The 19,303-nt window shown below is 68.3% G+C and carries 19 protein-coding genes; 18 read left to right on the top strand and 1 reads right to left on the bottom strand.

The genetic code is table 11. The annotated features are described in order from the left end of the window. Positions 1-59: 59 nt before the first annotated feature. From AC5P7X_RS15000 to thrC, 6 genes are all read left to right on the top strand, one after another. Positions 60-755 carry a helix-turn-helix transcriptional regulator gene (locus AC5P7X_RS15000; RefSeq protein ID WP_053499903.1) on the top strand — a complete coding sequence of 232 codons (696 nt, stop codon included), beginning with the start codon at positions 60-62 and terminating at the stop codon, positions 753-755. Positions 756-922: 167 nt separating this feature from the next. Next, complete coding sequence (locus AC5P7X_RS14995) at positions 923-1,873, top strand: DMT family transporter (RefSeq protein ID WP_495215081.1); 951 nt, start codon at positions 923-925, stop codon at positions 1,871-1,873. A gap of 138 nt (positions 1,874-2,011) precedes the next feature. Beyond that, positions 2,012-2,149: a hypothetical protein gene (locus AC5P7X_RS14990; protein ID WP_162911581.1), complete on the top strand. Its 138-nt coding sequence runs from the start codon at positions 2,012-2,014 to the stop codon at positions 2,147-2,149. Between the two features lie 84 nt (positions 2,150-2,233). Then, on the top strand, positions 2,234-4,738 hold the full coding sequence (gene thrA / locus AC5P7X_RS14985; RefSeq protein WP_495215080.1) for a bifunctional aspartate kinase/homoserine dehydrogenase I: 2,505 nt from the start codon (positions 2,234-2,236) through the stop codon (positions 4,736-4,738). Next, entirely contained in the window at positions 4,735-5,649 is a 915-nt protein-coding gene (locus tag AC5P7X_RS14980) for a homoserine kinase (RefSeq protein WP_053499897.1), read from the top strand. The genes thrA and AC5P7X_RS14980 overlap by 4 nt, the downstream gene beginning before the upstream one ends. A 29-nt stretch (positions 5,650-5,678) precedes the next feature. Continuing rightward, a complete protein-coding gene (thrC, locus tag AC5P7X_RS14975) occupies positions 5,679-6,965 on the top strand; it encodes a threonine synthase (protein WP_053499895.1) in 1,287 nt (428 codons plus the stop codon). 100 nt (positions 6,966-7,065) lie between these two features. Here the strand turns inward: thrC and AC5P7X_RS14970 are convergent, their stop codons facing one another. Then, entirely contained in the window at positions 7,066-7,818 is a 753-nt protein-coding gene (locus AC5P7X_RS14970; RefSeq protein ID WP_010482595.1) for a Crp/Fnr family transcriptional regulator, read from the bottom strand. A gap of 127 nt (positions 7,819-7,945) precedes the next feature. Here AC5P7X_RS14970 and hisS point away from each other — a divergent pair, with 127 nt between their 5' ends. The 12 genes from hisS (at position 7,946) to AC5P7X_RS14910 (ending at position 19,223) form a co-directional block, all read left to right on the top strand. Further along, entirely contained in the window at positions 7,946-9,340 is a 1,395-nt protein-coding gene (hisS, locus tag AC5P7X_RS14965) for a histidine--tRNA ligase (protein ID WP_053499893.1), read from the top strand. A gap of 407 nt (positions 9,341-9,747) precedes the next feature. Then, positions 9,748-10,056 carry a YerC/YecD family TrpR-related protein gene (locus AC5P7X_RS14960; RefSeq protein WP_083297606.1) on the top strand — a complete coding sequence of 103 codons (309 nt, stop codon included), beginning with the start codon at positions 9,748-9,750 and terminating at the stop codon, positions 10,054-10,056. Between the two features lie 34 nt (positions 10,057-10,090). After that, entirely contained in the window at positions 10,091-11,002 is a 912-nt protein-coding gene (gene hisG / locus AC5P7X_RS14955) for an ATP phosphoribosyltransferase (RefSeq protein WP_053499888.1), read from the top strand. Beyond that, complete coding sequence (gene hisD / locus AC5P7X_RS14950) at positions 10,999-12,294, top strand: histidinol dehydrogenase (protein ID WP_495215078.1); 1,296 nt, start codon at positions 10,999-11,001, stop codon at positions 12,292-12,294. The genes hisG and hisD overlap by 4 nt, the downstream gene beginning before the upstream one ends. Continuing rightward, positions 12,291-13,385 carry a histidinol-phosphate transaminase gene (gene hisC, locus AC5P7X_RS14945; RefSeq protein ID WP_495215076.1) on the top strand — a complete coding sequence of 365 codons (1,095 nt, stop codon included), beginning with the start codon at positions 12,291-12,293 and terminating at the stop codon, positions 13,383-13,385. Before hisD ends, hisC begins: the two co-directional genes overlap by 4 nt. Next, positions 13,382-14,455, top strand: a complete 1,074-nt coding sequence (gene hisB, locus AC5P7X_RS14940) for a bifunctional histidinol-phosphatase/imidazoleglycerol-phosphate dehydratase HisB (RefSeq protein WP_053499882.1) — start codon at positions 13,382-13,384, stop codon at positions 14,453-14,455. The genes hisC and hisB overlap by 4 nt, the downstream gene beginning before the upstream one ends. Next, a complete protein-coding gene (gene hisH / locus AC5P7X_RS14935) occupies positions 14,452-15,054 on the top strand; it encodes an imidazole glycerol phosphate synthase subunit HisH (RefSeq protein ID WP_065177579.1) in 603 nt (200 codons plus the stop codon). Before hisB ends, hisH begins: the two co-directional genes overlap by 4 nt. Continuing rightward, positions 15,051-15,785, top strand: coding sequence for a 1-(5-phosphoribosyl)-5-[(5-phosphoribosylamino)methylideneamino]imidazole-4-carboxamide isomerase (gene hisA, locus AC5P7X_RS14930; RefSeq protein WP_495215074.1), 735 nt, complete (start codon positions 15,051-15,053; stop codon positions 15,783-15,785). Before hisH ends, hisA begins: the two co-directional genes overlap by 4 nt. Further along, positions 15,779-16,555 (top strand): imidazole glycerol phosphate synthase subunit HisF, encoded by a 777-nt coding sequence (hisF, locus tag AC5P7X_RS14925; RefSeq protein WP_329842588.1) that lies wholly within the window; start codon positions 15,779-15,781, stop codon positions 16,553-16,555. Before hisA ends, hisF begins: the two co-directional genes overlap by 7 nt. Then, positions 16,545-17,165 carry a bifunctional phosphoribosyl-AMP cyclohydrolase/phosphoribosyl-ATP diphosphatase HisIE gene (gene hisIE / locus AC5P7X_RS14920; protein ID WP_053499873.1) on the top strand — a complete coding sequence of 207 codons (621 nt, stop codon included), beginning with the start codon at positions 16,545-16,547 and terminating at the stop codon, positions 17,163-17,165. Before hisF ends, hisIE begins: the two co-directional genes overlap by 11 nt. A gap of 148 nt (positions 17,166-17,313) precedes the next feature. Further along, positions 17,314-18,903 carry a calcineurin-like phosphoesterase C-terminal domain-containing protein gene (locus AC5P7X_RS14915; protein WP_171956871.1) on the top strand — a complete coding sequence of 530 codons (1,590 nt, stop codon included), beginning with the start codon at positions 17,314-17,316 and terminating at the stop codon, positions 18,901-18,903. A 35-nt stretch (positions 18,904-18,938) separates the two neighbouring features. After that, complete coding sequence (locus tag AC5P7X_RS14910; protein WP_005409434.1) at positions 18,939-19,223, top strand: hypothetical protein; 285 nt, start codon at positions 18,939-18,941, stop codon at positions 19,221-19,223. Positions 19,224-19,303 lie beyond the last annotated feature (80 nt).

Genomic DNA, 19,303 nt, shown 5'->3' with positions numbered 1-19,303 from the left:
TGACGGATCGACTATAGCAGCGGTTTGCACGGCCGTTGTTACACGCGCACACTGCCCGGATGGGCGCCATCTTCCATCTGCGGCACTACGGGCAGGCCACCGGCCTGGACCGCCATGACTACGCGCAGTGGGTGCTGCCGCTGCAGGGGGAACTGCAGTTCGAGATGGAAGGGCGCGGCGGCCGGCTGGACCTGCTGCAGGGGGCATTTGTCGCCGCCGGCGAAGCACATGACCAGATGGCGGACGGCCCCAATGGTTTCGTGATCGTTGATTGTCCTCCAGGCGTGCTGGATGACGGCACGCAGGAGCATCTGTGCCGCCAGCGCTGGCTGCATCTGCCGCTGGCGTTGCGGCAGCGCCTGGCCGCCGTGCAGGCAGGGCAGCCGATGCCGGCGTTGCTGCCGCAGTTGCTGCAGGTATTTGCACCGGCGGGCAGTGGCGCGCGCATGCAGGGCCTGTGCGCGGCGGTGCAGGCCGATCCCGGCCGGGCCTGGCCGGTTGCCCGGATGGCCGGAGTTGTCGGTGTCAGCGAGAGCCGGTTGCACACATTGTTCCAGCGCGAGTTCGGGCTGAGCCCGCAGGCCTGGCTCAGCGCGTGCCGCTTGCGTTGGGCCAAGCATCAGCTGCGCACCACTGCCGCGCCGATCAGCGATATCGCACTGGCCGCAGGCTATTCCGAACAGAGCGCACTGACCCGTGCGCTGCGCCGCGAATGTGGCCAGACCCCCGCTGCGTGGCGCAGGGGCGCCGGCTGATCTGTAGAGCCGAGCCCACGCTCGGCTGCCCTTATCTGCACAACGGTGAATCGCAGCCGAGCATGGGCTCGGCTCTACAGAGGTGACAAGGCAGCAGCCTGGGTCAAGAGCGCCCAGCGGCCAGCGCTTACACTGCGCGGCCCGTTCCATCCGCCCGGACATTCCGAATGCGCAACAACCCGATGGCCGTGGGCATCGCCAATGGCGTGGCCGCTGGCGCACTGTGGGGCGTGGTCTTTCTCGCGCCTGCCGTGCTTCAGTCGTTCAATGCGTTGCAACTGTCCGCCGGCCGCTACCTGGTCTATGGCCTGATGGCAGTCGCCCTGCTGCTGCCGCGATGGAAGCGGCTGGCACCGCGGCTGGGCCGTGCCGAATGGATCGGCCTGCTGTGGCTGAGCCTGGCAGGCAACCTGGTGTATTTCCTGCTGCTGGCGACCGCCGTGCAGTGGGCCGGTGGCGCTGCGGCATCGCTGATCGTTGGCCTGATTCCGGTGGTGGTCACCCTCGTTGGCGTGCGCGAGCAGGGCGCTGCACCACTGAAACAGCTGCTGCCGGCACTGGGGCTGTGCGTGCTGGGGGTCGCCCTGGTGGGTTGGGAAGCGCTGATGTCCGAGCACCTGGCCACCCCGTGGCGGCAGCGCCTGATCGGGCTGCTGTGCGCGTTCGGTGCGCTGTTCTCGTGGGCGCTGTATTCGATCGGCAACAGCCGCTGGCTGGCGCGCAGGCCGGACCTGTCCAGCCATGACTGGTCGCTGCTGACCGGCGTCACCACCGGCGGCCTGGCCCTGCTGCTGGTGCCGATGGCCTTCATCGGGCACACCGGCAGCCATACGGCGGCGCAATGGAGCGGGTTCTGGGCGATCAGCGCCGGCGTGGCAGTGGTGGCCTCGATCCTCGGCAACGCATTCTGGAACCGTGCCAGCCGCCTGCTGCCACTGACCCTGACTGGCCAGATGATCGTGTTCGAGACCCTGTTCGCGCTGCTGTACGCCTTTGCATGGCAGCAGCGCTGGCCCTCGCTGCTGGAAGCGCTGGCAATCGTGTTCCTCGTGGTTGGCGTGATGCTGTGCGCGCATGCGCATCGCACACCACGGGCGATCGCCGAACATGCCGGCTGAATGCAGTCGTCAAGCGTGCTGATGCCGGCTTTGTCTCAGTTGCAACCAAATGTCGGCACGTTGGCCGATGATCGCTGCATCGGTTTTTTGCATCGCAGCACTTGACAGCGGCAGGGCGCACGGTGTTTTCTGTGCGCCATGGTCCTTGATGCCGCCCACGCCAGCCTGATCGCCCCCGCCATTGCGGGCCGTTCGACTGCGCCGGTCGCGACCATCACCACCATTACCACCACCACCGTCACCACTGCCCTGGTGCGGCCCGTCGTCTTCGTGTAACTCCCGAAAACCACGGCCCCGCACCCTACAGGTGGCGGGGAAACTCGACACCTGCATGCGACGGGGCCTCCTACCGAGGTCTGCATGTCTTCCCACGCTCCCGCTCATTCCGTTGCCCCGGCCGACCTGGCTGCCCCGTTCACCGTCGTGCACAAGTTCGGCGGCACCTCGGTGGCCGATGCCGAACGCTATCGCCATGTGGGCGGCCTGCTGCTGGCCCGTCCCGAATCGCTGCAGGTCACTGTCGTCTCGGCGATGAAGGGCGTCACCGACGCGCTGATCGAACTGGCCCAGCTGGCGGCCAAGGGCGATCAAGGCTGGCGTGAGGCCTGGCATGCCCTGCGCGCACGCCATCGCGGCGCTGCCGTTGCGCTGCTGGGCGAGCAGGTGGGCGAGACGGTCGAATGGATCGACGCCCGCTTCGATCAGTTGGCCGAAGTGCTGGCCGCGCTGGCGGTGATCGGCGAGCTGCCGCGCGAGGTGCTGGACCGTGTGCAGGGCTTGGGCGAAGTGTTTTCCGCACAGCTGCTCGGCACGCATCTGCGCGCGCTGGGCGAAGACTGCGCGGTGCTCGACGCGCGCGATGTGCTGGTGGTCGGGCATGGCGAACTCGGCGTGGATGTCGACTGGGAAGCCAGTGCCGACCGCCTGGCCAAGTGGCGCCTGCAGCATCCGCAGTCGCGCCTGGTTGCCACCGGATTCGTCGCACGCGATCGCGATGACCGCATCACCACCCTCGGCCGCAACGGCAGCGACTATTCCGGTGCGATCTTTGCCGCGCTGTTCAACGCTGACGAGCTGCACATCTGGACCGATGTCGATGGCGTGCTGTCGGCGGACCCGCGGCTGGTGCCCGAGGCGGTGCAGCTGGAAGCGCTGAGCTACGACGAGGCCTGCGAACTGGCGTACTTCGGCGCCAAGGTGGTGCACCCGCAGACGATGTCGCCGGCGATCCGCCTCGGCCTGCCGATCTTCATCCGCAATACGTTCCAGCCGGCGCATCCGGGTACGCGGATCAGCGCCGAGCGCTCGCCGCGCGGGCCGGTGAAGGGCCTGACCCTGAGTCCCGGGCTGGCCCTGCTGAACCTGGAAGGCACCGGCCTGATCGGCGTGCCGGGTACCGCCGAGCGCGTGTTTGCCGCGCTGCGCCAGGCGCAGGTGTCGGTGGTGATGATCTCGCAGGGTTCCTCGGAACATTCAATCTGCTGCGTGGTGCGTGCTGCCGAAGCCGGCCGTGGCCGTGATGCACTACTGCACGCATTTGCGCACGAGTTGTCAGCGGGACAGGTGCAGCGCGTACAGGTCAGTGAGGGCGTCAGCGTACTGGCCGCGGTCGGTGACGGCATGGCCGGGCAGCCAGGTGTGGCGGCGCGCCTGTTCGAGGCACTGGGGCGTGCGCAGGTGAACATCCTGGCGATTGCGCAGGGCTCGTCCGAGCGCAACATCTCGGTCGCAGTGGATAGCGCCGATGCCCCCCGTGCGCTGCGCGCGGCGCATGCAGGCTTCTGGCTGTCGCCGCAGACCTTCGCGGTCGGTGTGATCGGGCCCGGCAACGTTGGCGCCGCACTGCTGGACCAGTTGCTGGCCGCGCGCCCGCAGCTGCTGGCCAAGGCCAATGTGGATCTTCGCCTGCGTGCGCTGGCCTCGCGTTCGCGCATGCGCCTGGAAGTGGACGGCCTGCACGCGGACTGGCGCGAGGCCCTGCGGGACGCCGGTGAATCCAGCGATCTTGATCGTTTCACCGAGCACCTGCTGGCTGCGCACCTGCCGCATGCGGTGGTGATCGACTGCAGTGGCAGTGCCGAGGTGGCCGAGCGCTACGAGGGCTGGCTGGCGGCGGGCATCCATGTGGTCACCCCGAACAAACAGGCGGGTGCCGGGCCGCTGCCGCGCTACCAGCGCATCCGCGCCGCCGCAGCGGCCAGTGGTGCGCGCTTCCGCTACGAGGCCACGGTGGGCGCGGGCCTGCCGGTGATCACCACGCTGCGCGATCTGGTCGATACCGGTGACGAGGTGCTGGCCATCGAGGGCATCTTCTCCGGTACGCTGGCCTGGCTGTTCAACCGCTTCGATGGCAGCCAGCCGTTCTCGCAGCTGGTCGCGCAGGCGCGGTCGATGGGCTATACCGAGCCGGACCCGCGCGATGATCTGTCCGGTGTGGACGTGGCACGCAAGCTGGTGATCCTTGCACGCGAGGCCGGTCACGCGCTCAGCCTGGAACAGGTACAGGTGGAAAGCCTGGTGCCGGCACTGCTGCGCGACGGCAGCGTGGATGACTTCATGGCGCGGCTGGGCGAGTCCGACGCCAGCCTGCTGCAGCGCCTGCAGGATGCGCGGGCGCGTGGCGCGGTGCTGCGCTACGTGGCACGGCTGGGCACCGACGGCGCCTCGGTGGGCCTGCAGGAACTGCCGGCCGACCATGCCTTCGCCAACCTGCGGCTGACCGACAACGTGGTGCAGTTCCGTACCCGCCGCTACTGCGACAACCCGCTGGTGGTGCAGGGGCCGGGCGCTGGACCGGAAGTGACGGCGGCGGGCGTGTTCGCCGACCTGCTGCGGGTAGCCGCTGGCGAGGGGGCACGCCTGTGATCGCACGTGCATTTGCGCCCGCCACGGTGGCCAATGTGGCGGTGGGCTTCGATATTCTGGGGCATGCCATCGCAGGCGTTGGCGATACGGTGAGCGTGCGGTGTATCGATGAGCCGGTGGTGCGCATCGAGGCGATCCGTGGCAGTGCGGTCGAACTGCCGCTGGAGGCGGCCGGAAACACCGCAGGTGCGGCGTTGATGTCGCTGCGCGCAGGGCTGGGCCTGGACTTCGGCTTCGCGGTGGAGATCGACAAGGGCATTCCATTCGGCTCCGGCATGGGCGGCTCGGCAGCGTCGTGCGTCGCTGCGCTGGTTGCTGCCAACGCATTGCTGGATGCACCACTCGCGCGCGAGGCGCTGTACCCGTTTGCGCTGGATGGCGAGGCCGTGGCCAGTGGGGGCCGCCATGGTGACAACGTGGGGCCGCTGCTGCTCGGCGGGCTGGCGTTGTGCACGGCCGACCGCCTGCTGCCGATCCCTGTGCCAGCCAGTTGGCACAGCCTGCTGGTGCACCCGCACGCGGTGCTGGAAACCCGTCTGGCACGCCAGGCGCTGCAAGGCAGCTATGCGCTGGGTGAATTCGTGGCGCAGAGTGCGAATCTTGCGCTGGTGCTCAGCGGCTGCCATCGCAGCGACGCGGCGCTGGTCCGCGCTGGCCTGCGCGACGTGCTGGTGGAGCCGCGACGGGCGGGACTGATCGGCGGCTTCGAGGCGGCTCGTGATGCGGCGTTGTCAGCCCGTGCAATGGGCGCAGGCATCTCCGGTGCCGGCCCCAGCGTGTTCGCCTGGTTCGAAGATGCCGACCAGGCCCACGCTGCCGCGGCGCCGGTGCAGGCGGCATTCGCTGCTGCCGGCTTCGACAGCGATGCCTGGGTATCGCCGCTGGATGCGCCCGGAGCCCGGCTGTGCTGAATCCTTCTCCCTCTTTGGATACTGAACCCATGCAATTCGTTTCGACCCGCGGCCGGTCCCCGGCCGTTGGCCTCAGTGCGGCCATCGCTGCAGGCTTGGCGCCCGATGGTGGCCTGTACGTGCCCCAGGTACTGCCGGCGCCACGTGAGCTGGAAGCCGGTGCGACCCTGGCCGATACCGCTGCAGACCTGCTGGCACCGTTCTTCGCCGGAGATGCGCTGGAGGCCGGATTACCGTCGATCTGCCGCGAGGCGTTCGACTTCCCGGTGCCGCTGCGTGCGCTCGGCGACGGTGACCACGTGCTGGAACTGTTCCATGGGCCGACGGCGGCGTTCAAGGACATTGGTGCGCGTTTCCTGGCCGGTACGCTGTCGCAGCTGCAGGCCGGCAAGGACCGTGACCTGACCATCGTCGTCGCCACCTCCGGCGATACCGGCGCGGCCGTTGCCGCGGCCTTCCATCGCCAGCCAGGCGTACGCGTGGTGGTGCTGTATCCGGATGGTCGCGTCTCACCGCGCCAGGCGCACCAGCTCGGCTGCTTTGGTGACAACATCCTGGCGCTGCGCGTGGCCGGTGCCTTCGATGACTGCCAGGCCATGGTCAAGCAGGCGCTGGCCGACCGCGAACTGCAGGCACAGGTGCCGCTGAGCTCGGCCAACAGCATCAGCCTCGGTCGCCTGCTGCCGCAGATGAGTTACTACGCACATACGGCACTGAGCCACTACGCGTTGCATCGTCGCCGGCTCAACCTGGTGGTGCCGACCGGCAACCTTGGCAACGCGATGGCCGCGGTGCTGGCGCGCGCACTGGGAGTGCCGATCGGGCAGATCGTGCTGGCCACCAATGCCAATGCCGTGCTGCCCGCGTACTTCAGTGGCGGCGACTACCAGCCGCAGGCCAGTGTGGCCACCGTGGCCAATGCAATGGACGTGGGTGCGCCAAGCAACTTCGAACGCCTGCGCTGGCTTTACCGCGGAGATGATGCGGAGCTGCGCGCTGCACTGCGTGCGTTTGCGGTGGATGATGTGACCATCCGCGCGACGATTGCGGCGGCCCATGCCAGCAGTGGCGAGCTGTTCTGCCCGCATACGGCTACGGCGGTGAAGGTGTTGCAGGACCTGCGCGCACGGGGTGCCAAGGGCGACTGGGCGGTGGTGGCCACCGCACATCCGGCCAAGTTCGAGGCCGTTGTCGAGCCGTTGATCGGCGAACCTTTGGCCGTGCCGCCGGCATTGGATGCGTTGTTGCAACGGGCGGCGCACGCCGAACCGTTGGCCGCCGATTACTCGGCGTTGCGCGAGGTGTTGCTGCGCTGACCGAGAATGCCTGGTTGCCGGCCAGCGGCCGGCACTACCCGTGCTGCATTACGCTGGTAGTGCCGGCCGCTGGCCGGCAACCCCATGAACCGTGATGCGGTCAGATCAACCCTTCACCGGCCAGTGTGCGCAGCCCGTCCTCGTCGAGGATCTCCACTACGTTCAGGTGGGGCAGGGCAATCAGCCCTTGCTGGCGCAGCTTGGTGAAGGTGCGGCTGACCGTTTCCATGGTCAGGCCCAGATGGTCGGCGATGTCGCCTCGGCCCATCGGCAGCGACACGCGCAGGCCGTCGCCGCCCAGCTTGGCCTCGCGCGCGGCCAGGCGCAGCAGGAAATCGGCCAGCTTCTCGGCCGGCTGCAGGCGTGCCAGCGCCAGTGCAGCGTCCTGCGCGGCATCCAGTTCCTGGCAGGCACGCTGCAGCAGCTTGCGCTCCAGGTGCGGGAAGCGGCTGCGGAGCGCCTTCATCTGTGGCAGCGCGACGCGGCAGACACGGCTGTCGGCGATGGCTTCGATGTCGTAGCGGTGATGGTCGCTGCCGCTCAGGCCCAGGTAGTCGCCGGGCAGCACGAAGCCGTTGATCTGGCGGCGGCCGTCGGCCAGGGTGCGTACCAGGCGCAGTGCGCCGGCAGTCAATGTATAGACATGGTCGCGTTCTTCACCCGTGCGGGCCAGCGTGCTGCCCATGCTGACCTGCTGCGAAACGGTGACCTGTTCCAGCGCCTGCACTTCATCGGGCGACAGCGCCGAGCACACCGCAAGGTGGCGAACCGAGCAGTGCAGGCAGTCCAGCGTGGTGCAGGACGGCGAGGCGGGATCGTTGGTGGCGGGCGGAGCGCCGGAAGGCCGTGACATGTTGCGGGGGCGTATCGCGGGCGGGGGAGGGCCTTATGATACTTCAAGCGGCCGTTCGACCCTGCCCGAGGCGGGGGCGCTAGAATGTCGCCCCCTCCCACGTCCCGTTCCAGCAGGAGTTCCGCCCGTGATCAAGCCCCGTACCCCGCCCGGCACCCTTGAGCTGCTGCCGCGCGAGCAGATTGCGTTCCAGCGCATGCTGGACGTCATCCGCCGCAACTACGAGCGCTTCGGGTTCCTGCCGGTGGAGACGCCGGTGTTCGAGCTGTCCGACGTGCTGCTGACCAAGTCCGGCGGCGAGACCGAGCGCCAGGTGTACTTCGTGCAGTCCACCGGTGCGCTGGCCAATGCCGCCGAGTCGGGTGACCGTTCGCTGCCGGAAATGGCGCTGCGCTTCGACCTGACCGTGCCGCTGGCGCGTTACGTGGCCGAGCACGAACACGAACTCACTTTCCCGTTCCGCCGTTACCAGATGCAGCGCGTGTACCGTGGCGAGCGTGCCCAGCGCGGCCGTTTCCGCGAGTTCTACCAGTGCGACATCGACGTGATCGGCAAGGACAGCCTGAGCGTACGCTACGACGCCGAAGTGCTGGCGGTCATCCACGCCGTGTTCTCGGAACTGCGCATCGGTGACTTCAGCATCCAGCTGAACAACCGCAAGCTCATGCGCGGCTTCTTCGAGAGCCTGGGCGTGGCCGAAGGCGAGCGCCAGCTGGCGGTACTGCGCGAAGTGGACAAGCTGGACAAGCGCGGTGCCGATTACGTGCGCGAGACGCTGGTGGGCGAGGGCTTCGAGATTCCGGCCGAGCAGGTCGAGAAGATCCTGGCATTCGTGGCCGTGCGTTCGCAGGGTCATGCCGATGCGCTGGCGCAGCTGGCCACGCTTGAAGCCGACGCCGGTTCTTCGGAGATCCTGCGTACCGGCGTGGCCGAACTGCGCGAAGTGCTGCAGCTGGTGCAGGCGCTGGGCGTGCCGGAAACCGCGTACTGCCTGAACTTCTCCATTGCGCGCGGCCTGGACTACTACACCGGCACCGTCTACGAGACCACGCTGACCGACCACCCGCAGATCGGCTCGATCTGCTCGGGCGGCCGCTACGAAGACCTGGCCAGCCACTACAGCAAGTCCAAGTTGCCGGGCGTGGGCATCTCCATCGGCCTGTCGCGCCTGTTCTGGCAGCTGCGCGAGGCCGGCCTGATCGATGGCATCGAGGCCAGCAGCGTGCAGGCGCTGGTGGCGCTGATGGACGAGCAGGGCATGCCGCAGTCGCTGGACATCGCGCGCCGCCTGCGCGCTGGTGGCATCAACACCGAAGTGCAGATGGAGCCGAAGAAGATCGGCAAGCAGTTCCAGTACGCGGCCAAGGCGGGCATCCGCTTCGTGGTGCTGGCCGGTGAGGACGAACTGGCGCGCGGCGTGGTGGCGGTGAAGGACCTGCTGCGCGAACAGCAGTTCGAAGTGTCGCGCGATGAGCTGGCGAGCACCCTGCAGGTGGAGCTGGAGCAGTCGAAGGTGATGTAACTGCCGGTTGGCCGCACGCCGACACGCCACGAAACGCCCACCACCCGGTGGGCGTTTTCATTTCCGGGCCGCGTTCCGGGGTCAGAGCCGTTTTCCTTCAGAAAACGGATCCGACCCCTTGCTGTTCCAACAGCTCGCAGGAAACTGTCGACGGCGGGGTGGGTCCGGTGGCAGGGGTGTGAGCGGCATGGATGCCGCGGCCAAGCCCCCATGGATGGATTTACGGCGTCCCCTGCCACCGGACCCTCCCCGCCAACGCTCAGGAAATCAGCATTTGCTTTTGCTCTGGCTCTTGGCGGGTGCAGGGCAGCAGCCTTGCCGCCCCCTCAACCCCCGATTTGACGCACTGCGCAAGAATGCGCTAATGTACTAACGCGCTATTACATTGATGCATGGAAACGACCCCCGTGAAAGCCCGCCCCGAGATTGCCGCCAAAGACCCGAAGGCCGACCTGGAATCCTTGGCCCTGGCCTTTGCCGCCCTGCGCGAGCCGGAGCAGGTGGAAGCCTTCCTGCGCGACCTGTGCACTCCGGCCGAACTGGAAGCCATGGCCGACCGCTGGAAGGTGGTGCCGTTGCTGCAGCAGGGCGTGCCGTACCGCGAGATCCACGAGCGCACCGGGGTCAGCGTGACCACCACCGGACGGGTGGCGCGCACGCTCGAGCACGGCCATCGAGGCTATGCCGCTGCCATCGACCGCCTTGCTTCGCGCTGATCCGCGCCCCGTTCCGAACTTCGAGACCTCCCCCATGAGTGCAACCCAGGCAGCGCCGGCACGAGACCGGCTGCGTATCGCCATCCAGAAGAGTGGCCGGCTGGCCGAGCCCGCCCGTAACCTGCTCAGCGCCTGTGGCCTGAGCTGGCGCGAAAGCCGCGACAAGCTGTTCTGCTACGGCGAATCGCTGCCGGTGGACCTGCTGCTGGTGCGCGACGACGACATCCCCGGCCTGATCGCCGACGGCGTCTGCGACCTCGGCATCGTCGGCCGCAACGAGCTGGACGAACAGGCCGCGGCACGCCGCCAGGTCGGCCTGCCGGACGCCTATCAGGCGCTGCGCGGGCTGGGCTTCGGCCAGTGCCGGCTGATGCTGGCAGTGCCGGAGGAATGGCAGTGGCAGGGTCCGGCGCAGCTGGCCGGCACCCGCATCGCCACCAGCTACCCGGCCATCCTCACGCAGTGGCTGGCCGAGCAGGGGGTGGACGCACAGGTGGTCGAGCTGTCCGGTTCGGTGGAAATCGCCCCGCGTCTGGGCACCGCCGACCTGATCTGCGATCTGGTGTCCAGCGGCGCCACCCTGCGCGCCAATCAGCTGACCCCGGTGCACAACCTGCTCGACAGCGAGGCGGTGCTGGCCGGTGCAGTACGGGTGCCCGATGATGCACGTGCATCGCTGCGCGCGATGCTGCTGCGCCGCCTCGATGGCGTGGTGCAGCGCCAGGACCGCAAGCTGCTGATGTTCCGCGCCAGCGAGGATCGTGTCGACGCGCTGGCGCAGTTGCTGGCCGATGCCGAGCCGCTGGTGCGGTTGCCGGCCGATGGCGGTGCGCTGCGCCTGCAGACCATGTGCCCCGGCCCGCTGAGCTGGCAGCGCATGGAAGAACTCGAGCGCGCGGGTGCGCAGGGCCTGATGGTACTGAGCGTGGAGCGGTCGCTGGCATGAACCGTCTGATCTGGTCCCAACTTGATGAGGCCGCGCGCAGCGCGGCATTGACCCGCCCGGTGCAGACCGTGGCGCAGCAGACCCGCGATGCCGTGACGGCCCTGATCGCGCAGGTGCGTGCACAGGGCGACGATGCGCTGCGTGCGATCACCGCGCGCTTTGATGGTGTCGAGCTGGCCTCGTTTGAAGTCTCCGAAGCCGAATTCGCCGCTGCTGAAGCGGCCGTGCCCGCCGAACTGCGCCAGGCGATGGTGGACGCCGCCGAGCGCATCGCGCGCTTCCACGCCGCCGGCATGGGTAAAGGCTATGCAGTTGAAACCGCGCCGGGCGTGGTCTGCGAACGCATGCTGCGCCCGATCGGCCGGGTGGGCCTGTACGTACCTGCTGGCAGCGCGCCATTGCCGTCCACCGCGTTGATGCTGGGCGTTCCGGCGCAGTTGGCCGGTTGCCCGCAGGTGGTGCTGTGCACGCCGCCGCGCACCGACGGCAGCGCCGATCCGGCAGTGCTGGTAGCCGCGCGCCTGACCGGCGTGCAGCGCGTGTTCAAGTTGGGCGGCGCGCAGGCGATCGCCGCGATGGCCTATGGCACCGCCAGCGTTCCGGCCTGCGACAAGCTGTTCGGGCCCGGCAACAGCTTCGTCACCGAAGCCAAGCAGCAGGTCGCGCAGGAGGGCGCCGCCGCCATCGATATGCCGGCCGGTCCCTCCGAAGTGCTGGTGATTGCCGACGCTGGCGCCAATCCGGCGTTCGTCGCCGCCGACCTGCTGTCGCAGGCCGAGCACGGCCCGGATTCACAGGTGCTGCTGTTGACCGACGATGCCGCGATGCTGGCCGCGGTCGAGGTTGAGGTCGAGCGCCAGGTGGCCCTGCTGCCGCGCCAGCAGATTGCGCGGCAGGCGCTGTCAGCGTCGCGCCTGATCCAGGTCGATTCGTTGGACGAGGCCTTCGCGATCAGCAACCGCTATGCGCCCGAACACCTGATCCTGGCGCTGCGTGAACCGCGCGATTGGCTGGACAAGGTGCAGGCGGCCGGCTCGGTGTTCCTCGGCGATTACACCCCCGAAGCACTGGGTGACTACTGCAGCGGCACCAACCACGTGCTGCCCACCGCCGGCGCCGCGCGTGCTTACAGCGGCGTGAGCGTTGCCAGCTTCCAGAACCTGATCAGCGTGCAGAGCGCGAGCGCCGCCGGCTTGGCCGCGATCGGCGGCTGCGCGCGCACCATCGCCACTGCCGAGGGCCTCGACGCGCACGAACGTGCGGTGGCCCTGCGCATGGAGGCCGCCGCATGAGCGCCGCCATTGATGACGTGCTGGCACTGGTGCGCCCGGATCTGCAGGCGTTCGCCGGCTACAGCTCGGCACGCAGCGCAGCGGTGCAGGGCGAGGTCTGGTTGAACGCCAACGAGTCCGCCTGGGCCAATACGGCCGACGCGGCTGGCAGCAGCCGGCGCTATCCGGAGCCGCAACCGCTGGCGCTGCGTGAAAGCCTGGCCGCACTGTATGGCGTACAGCCGCAGCAGCTGCTGGTCGGCCGCGGCAGCGACGAGGCCATTGATCTGCTGGTGCGCGCGCTGTGCGTGCCGGGCCGCGACGGCGTGGTGGTCACGCCGCCGGTGTTCGGCATGTACGCCGTCTGCGCACGCCTGCAGGGCGCCGCATTGATTGAAGTGCCGCTGGTGGACAGCGAAGATGGCCTGCGTGCCGATCTGGATGCGGTGGTCGACGCGGCCAAGGCGCAGGGTGCCAAGCTGGTGTTCCTGTGCGCCCCGTCGAACCCGGCCGGCAGTGACATCGCCCTGGACGAAGTCGAGCGGGTGGTGGTGGCGCTGCGCGGGCAAGCACTGGTGGTGGTGGATGAGGCCTATGTCGAGTACGCGCAGCGTCCGTCGGCGACCACGCTGCTGGCCGCGAACCCGAATCTGGCGGTGCTGCGCACGCTGTCGAAGGCGCACGCTCTTGCCGCCGCCCGCGTTGGCACCCTGATCGCCGCCCCGGAGCTGATTGCCGTGCTGCGCCGCTGCCAGGCGCCGTACCCGGTGCCGACGCCATGCGCGGAACTGGCGGTGCAGGCGCTGCAACCCGCCGCGCTGACCATCACCGCCGAGCGCGTAGCCACGGTGATTGCCGAGCGCGAACGCCTGCGCGAGGCGCTGCCGGGCCTGCCCGGCGTGCGTCGCGTCTACCGCTCATCCGGCAACTACCTGCTGGTTCGCTTCGCCGATGCGCAGGCCGCGTTCGATACGCTGCTGGCTGTGGGCGTGGTGGTGCGCGACCAGCGCGCCGCGCCGCAGTTGGGTGATGCACTGCGCATCAGTATCGGCAGTCCCGAAGAGAACGACCGCGTGCTTGCGGCCCTGTCGGCGCGGAGGGCCGCAGCATGACCCCGATCCTGTTCATCGACCGCGACGGTACCCTCATCGAGGAGCCGTCCGATTTCCAGATCGATGCCTACGAGAAGCTGCGCTTCGTGCCGCAGGTGATCCCGGCGCTGCTGAAGCTGCGTGATGCCGGCTACCAGTTCGTGATCGTCACCAACCAGGATGGCCTGGGCAGCGACAGCTACCCACGCGCCAGCTTCGATGGCCCCAACGACCTGATGCTGCAGATCTTCGAGAGCCAGGGCATCACCTTCCGTGACGTGCTGATCGACTGCAGTTGGCCGCAGGACAACGCGCCCACGCGCAAGCCGGGCATCGGCCTGATGACCGCCTACCTGCAGGACCGCAGCATCGACTGGGCGCGTTCGGGCATGGTGGGGGACCGTATCACCGACCTGCAGTTCGCCGACAACCTCAACATCCGTGGCTTCCAGCTGCGCACCGAACAGTTCGGTGGCGAGTGGAACTGGCCGGGCATCGCCCATGCGCTGGCCGACGCGCCGCGTACTGCCGTGGTCCAGCGCAACACCAAGGAGACGAAGATCCGCGTTGAACTCGATCTGGACCGTGCCGGTGATGCGCGCATCGCCACCGGACTGCCCTTCTTCGACCACATGCTGGAACAGATCGGCAAGCACGGCGGGTTCGCGCTGGACATCCAGGCCGAGGGCGACCTGCACATCGACGAGCACCACACCATCGAGGACACCGGGCTGGCGCTGGGTCAGGCCCTGCGCGAGGCGCTGGGCGACAAGCGCGGCATCGGCCGCTACGGCTTCACCCTGCCGATGGACGAGACCCTGGCCAGCGCTGCGCTGGACTTCAGCGGCCGCCCGTACTTCGTGTTCGAGGGCGAGTTCAAGCGCGAGCGGGTGGGCGACATGCCGACCGAGCTGGTGCCGCACTTCTTCCGTTCGCTGTGCGATGCCAGTGGCCTGAACCTCAACCTGCAGGTACGCGGCGACAACGATCACCACAAGGTGGAGGCCTGCTTCAAGGCGCTGGCGCGCGCACTGCGCCCGGCGCTGGCCCGGCAGGGCACGGCACTGCCGAGCACCAAGGGGGCATTGTGAGCGACGTCGCGCTGATCGATGCCGGTGGTGCCAACCTGGGCTCGGTGCGCTACGCACTGGAGCGCCTGGGCGCGACGGTGCGGCTGGTGCGCGATGCGGACGAACTGGTGGGTGCGCAGCGGGTGATCCTGCCCGGTGTCGGCGCCGCAGGTCCCGGCATGCAGCGCCTGCACGCGCAGGGCCTGGTGGAACCGCTGCAGCGATTGCAGGTGCCGCTGATGGGCATCTGCCTTGGCATGCAGTTGCTGTTCGAACGCTCCGAGGAAGCGGGCGTAGAAACACTGGGACTGATTCCGGGCGTGGTGCGCAAGCTGGTGCCGGCCTGTGGCATCCGCGTGCCGCACATGGGCTGGAACCGGCTGCTGCCGCTACGGGAGTCGCTGCTGTTGCAGGGTGTGCCGGAGCGCGCCAGCGCCTATTTCGTGCACAGCTATGCGGCGCCGCTGAATGCCCACACCGTCGCGGCGTGCGATCACGGTGGGCTGTTCACTGCCGTGGTGGAGCAGGGGCGCTACTACGGCGCGCAGTTCCATCCCGAGCGCTCCGGCGAGACCGGCTCGCTGATGCTGCGCAACTTCCTTGAGGGCACTGCTGCATGAGTTTCATCGTCTACCCCGCGCTGGATATCCGCGATGACCGCGTGGTGCGGCTGCGCCAGGGCGACTACGCGCAGGAAACCTCCTACGGCGACGATCCGCTGCCGCGCGCGCAGGCCTTCGCCGCACAGGGCGCGCAGTGGATGCATCTGGTCGACCTGGATGCTGCACGCGCAGGTGGCTATACGCTGGCACCGCTGCTGGCGGCGATCCGCGCGCAGACGCCGCTGCAGGTGCAGACCGGTGGTGGCGTGCGTGGCCGCGACGATGTGGCGCGCATGCTTGATGCTGGCGCCGGCCGCGTGGTGGTCGGCTCGCTGGCGGTGCGCCGCCCCGATGAAGTGGTCGGCTGGCTGGAGGAATTTGGCGCCGAGCGCATCACGATTGCGCTGGACGCGCGCCAGGACGCACAGGGGCAGTGGCAGCTGCCGGTGCACGGCTGGACCGAGAACGCCGGGGTGACCCTGGATGACCTGGCCCAGCGCTACGCGCGCGCCGGCATGCGCCACCTCTTGTGCACCGACATCGCCCGCGACGGCATGCTGGCCGGGCCCAATATCGGCCTCTACCAGCACCTGTCGGCATTGCTGCCGGGGGTGGCGGTGCAGGCGTCCGGCGGCATCCGTGACGTGGCCGATGTGGCCGAGGCGCGTGCCGCTGGCTGCGGTGGTGCGATTCTCGGCAAGGCACTGCTGGAGCAGCGCATGGACCTGAGCGAGGCGCTGGCATGTTGAGCCGCCGCATCATTCCCTGCCTTGACGTGCGCGATGGCCGCGTGGTGAAGGGCGTGCGCTTCCGCGATCACGTCGACATGGGCGACATCGCCGAGCTGGCGCAGCGCTATCGCGACCAGGGTGCCGACGAGCTGGTGTTCTATGACATCGGCGCCAGCCCCGAGGCGCGTTCGGTGGACGTGGCGTGGATCGAGCGCATCGCGCGCCTGATCGACATTCCGTTCTGCGTGGCCGGTGGCATCGACAGCGTGGAAGCCGCGCGTCGCGTGTTGTTCGCCGGTGCCGACAAGGTGTCGATCAACTCCCCCGCGCTGGGCCGCCCGGAACTGATCACTGAACTGGCCGACGAGTTCGGCGTGCAGTGCGTGGTGGTGGGCGTCGACTCGGTACGTGAAGCGGACGGCCAGTGGCGTGTGCGCCGTTTCAGTGGCGACCCGGACAAGACCCAGGCGGTACCGCTGCGTACCCTGGACTGGATCGTCGAAGCTCAACGGCGTGGCGCTGGCGAGATCGTGCTGAACTGCATGGACAGCGACGGCGTGCGCCGTGGCTACGATGTCGTGCAGCTGCGGCAGGCGCGGGCCCTGTGCCAGGTGCCGCTGATCGCCTCCGGTGGCGCCGGTGCGATGGAGCACTTCGCCGAAGCCTTTGACCAGGCCGACGTCGACGGCGCGTTGGCAGCCAGCGTGTTCCACAGCGGTGCCATCGCCATTCCGGAATTGAAGCGCTACCTGCGCGCACAGCAGATCGAGGTGCGGGATGTCTATTGAAGTCAGGCCATCGCTGGATGCGCTGCAGGCGCTGGACTGGGGCAAGGGCGACGGCCTGCTGCCGGCCGTGGTGCAGGATGCCGATACCCTGCAGGTGCTGATGCTGGGCTATGTCAGCGCCGAATCGCTGGCCGCCACGCTGGCCATCGGCCACATGACCTTCTTCAGCCGCAGCAAGCAGCGGTTGTGGACCAAGGGCGAGCAGTCCGGCAACGTCCTGGCGGTGCAATCGATCAGTGTCGACTGCGATGCCGACACGCTGCTGGTGATGGCACGCCCGGCGGGGCCAACCTGCCACACGGGTGCGGAGAGCTGTTTCGACCAGGCGCCGAAGGACTTCCTGGGCGGGCTGGACCAGCTGGTGGCGATGCGTGAGGCGCAGCGCCCGCCGGGCAGCTATACGACCAGCTTGTTCGAGGGCGGCATCCGCCGCATCGCACAGAAGGTGGGTGAGGAGGGGGTGGAGACCGCTCTGGCTGCGGTTGCGCAGGATGACGAGGCGCTGCTCGGTGAGGCTTCGGACCTGCTGTACCACCTGCTGGTACTGCTGCGCGCGCGCGGTCTGTCGCTGGACGATGCGCGGGCGGTGCTGGAAAAACGCCATCGTTGAAGCGTGGTAGTGCCGGCCGCTGGCCGGCAACCTCATCATCTTCGGGCATCGAGGGGTTGCCGGCCAGCGGCCGGCACTACCCGCCGGCAATGCAGCCGAGCGTGGCTCGGCTCTACAATACCGCGTCTCTTTCTGCCGGATGCCTCCCATGAAACTGCCTGCCGCCTGGCTGTGCTGCCTGTTGCTGACCTCGCCGGCCTGGGCTGCGGACACCGTGGTCACCGGCAAGGTCTATCTGGAGCGTGACGGCAAGCCGGGCCGCGGTGCGACCGATCCGGGCCTGGCCGGGGTGCAGGTCTCCAACGGCGAGACGATCGTCAAGACCGCCGCCGATGGCAGCTACAGCCTTCCGGTGCGTGACGGCCAGACCGTGTTCGTGATCAAGCCCGATGCGTATTCGTTCCCGAAGGCGACAGACGGCCTGCCTTCGTTCTGGCGCCACTTCCGCCCGAACGGCTCGCCGGCGCTGAAGTACGGCGGCATCGCCGCCACCAGCGATGTCACCCGCAACTGGGATTTCGCGCTGCAGTCGGATCGCCATGACAGCCGTCGCGGCTTCCAGATGCTGGTCTTCACCGACTCCCAGACCGCCAGCCTGAAGGACATCGGCTACTACCAGCAGTCGATCGTGGCGCCGCTGGTCGGCCAGACCAAGGCGCGCATGGGCACCACCCTGGGTGACATCGTCAACGACGATCTGACCCTGTATCCGGCAATCAACAAGGTCACCACGTCGCTGGGCGTGCCGTGGTTCCATGTGCCGGGCAATCACGACCTCGATTTCGATGCAGCCAGCGACGAGCATTCGCTGGACAGCTGGCGCAACATCTACGGCCCGGACACCTACGCGGTGGAAGAGGGCGGTGCCAGTTTCGTGTTCCTCGACGACGTGGTGTATGACCCCAACGCAAGGCCGAAGTATGTCGGTGGCCTGCGCGAAGACCAGTTCGCTTTCCTTGCCAGCTACCTGAAAGGCCTGCACAAGGACCGCCTGCTGGTGCTGGGCATGCACATCCCGCTGTTCGACGCCGCGCCGGGGCGCGAGACCTTCCGTCATGCTGACCGCCAGCGCCTGTTCGACCTGCTGAAGGACTTCCGCAACGTGCTGGTGCTCAGCGGGCACAGCCACACCCAGCAGCACGTCTACCACGGCAAGGCCGACGGCTGGAACGGTGACAAGCCGCTGCACGAATACAACGTCGGTGCCAACTGCGGCGCATTCTGGTCCGGGGTGAAGGATGCCGCCGGCGTGCCGGACAGCGCCATGAGTGATGGCACGCCAAAGGGCTACGCGTTGCTGGACGTCGCCGGCAATGGCAGCTACAAACTGCAGTACCGCGTGGCCGGCAAGCCGGCCAGCGAGCAGATCGGCCTGCATGCGCCGAAGGTGCTGCGCCAGGGGGCCTATCCGGCGTGGGGTGTCTACGCCAACGTCTACATGGGCGAGGACGCCAGCGTGGTCGAGTACCGCGTCGATGGCGGTGCCTGGCAGCCGATGAAGCAGGTCAGTCAGCCCGATCCGCGCCTGATGGTGGAGAACGTGGCTGACGATCTGGCTGACAGCCTGCGCGGCTACGACCGTTCGCCGGAGGCCACCGCGTCGCCGCACCTGTGGCGTGGCGCGCTGCCGACCGACCTGGCAGTGGGCAGTCACAAGGTCGAAGTACGCTCTACCCAGCCTGATGGTGCAGTATTCACCGCCACCACCCGCTACAGCCTGCAGACGGCACAGCCCTGATCCCCCGCATCTCCGCTCCAGCGAAAGGACCCCGCATGGATATCCGCTTCATGGCCGGCACCACGCCAGTCACCCTCAGCCGCCACTGGTTCACCGGCGCGATGCTGCTGCAGAGCGCCACCGAGAAGGTCTGGGTGCAGCATCCGCTGCATCCGGGCACCCACTTCTCGTTCTCGCTGGTACAGTCGTGGCTGCGCCACATCGCCGGCCATGAGGTGCTGGTCGAGCGCACCCGGCCGCTGTTGTTCGCCGGCTTCCGCCCGCAGCGCCTGCGCGTGCTGGTGGATGGTGTGCAGGTGGCCGAACAGGAAGGCATGTAGTCCAACCTGAACCGCCGGCGCGCTAGGCAAAGCCGCCCCGATGCCTGAGAATCGGGGCGATTCAATCGATCCAAGCAGGC

This window comes from Stenotrophomonas sp. YJH_SMC_53, from assembly GCF_059369995.1.
Note: the sequence above shows the minus strand (reverse complement) of the source record. Positions and strands in the feature narration are given on the sequence as shown.

Bases quoted from the DNA above. Each gene is read 5' to 3' on its own strand.
- AC5P7X_RS14995 (WP_495215081.1), top strand. From the start codon at position 923: ATGCGCAACAACCCGATGGCCGTGGGCATCGCCAATGGCGTGGCCGCT.
- thrC (WP_053499895.1), top strand. From the start codon at position 5,679: ATGCAATTCGTTTCGACCCGCGGCCGGTCCCCGGCCGTTGGCCTCAGT.
- hisC (WP_495215076.1), top strand. From the start codon at position 12,291: ATGAGCGCCGCCATTGATGACGTGCTGGCACTGGTGCGCCCGGATCTG.
- thrA (WP_495215080.1), top strand. From the start codon at position 2,234: ATGTCTTCCCACGCTCCCGCTCATTCCGTTGCCCCGGCCGACCTGGCT.
- hisG (WP_053499888.1), top strand. From the start codon at position 10,091: ATGAGTGCAACCCAGGCAGCGCCGGCACGAGACCGGCTGCGTATCGCC.
- AC5P7X_RS14915 (WP_171956871.1), top strand. From the start codon at position 17,314: ATGAAACTGCCTGCCGCCTGGCTGTGCTGCCTGTTGCTGACCTCGCCG.
- hisB (WP_053499882.1), top strand. From the start codon at position 13,382: ATGACCCCGATCCTGTTCATCGACCGCGACGGTACCCTCATCGAGGAG.
- hisA (WP_495215074.1), top strand. From the start codon at position 15,051: ATGAGTTTCATCGTCTACCCCGCGCTGGATATCCGCGATGACCGCGTG.
- hisD (WP_495215078.1), top strand. From the start codon at position 10,999: ATGAACCGTCTGATCTGGTCCCAACTTGATGAGGCCGCGCGCAGCGCG.
- AC5P7X_RS14970 (WP_010482595.1), bottom strand. From the start codon at position 7,818: ATGTCACGGCCTTCCGGCGCTCCGCCCGCCACCAACGATCCCGCCTCG.
- hisF (WP_329842588.1), top strand. From the start codon at position 15,779: ATGTTGAGCCGCCGCATCATTCCCTGCCTTGACGTGCGCGATGGCCGC.
- AC5P7X_RS15000 (WP_053499903.1), top strand. From the start codon at position 60: ATGGGCGCCATCTTCCATCTGCGGCACTACGGGCAGGCCACCGGCCTG.
- AC5P7X_RS14910 (WP_005409434.1), top strand. From the start codon at position 18,939: ATGGATATCCGCTTCATGGCCGGCACCACGCCAGTCACCCTCAGCCGC.
- hisIE (WP_053499873.1), top strand. From the start codon at position 16,545: ATGTCTATTGAAGTCAGGCCATCGCTGGATGCGCTGCAGGCGCTGGAC.
- AC5P7X_RS14990 (WP_162911581.1), top strand. From the start codon at position 2,012: ATGGTCCTTGATGCCGCCCACGCCAGCCTGATCGCCCCCGCCATTGCG.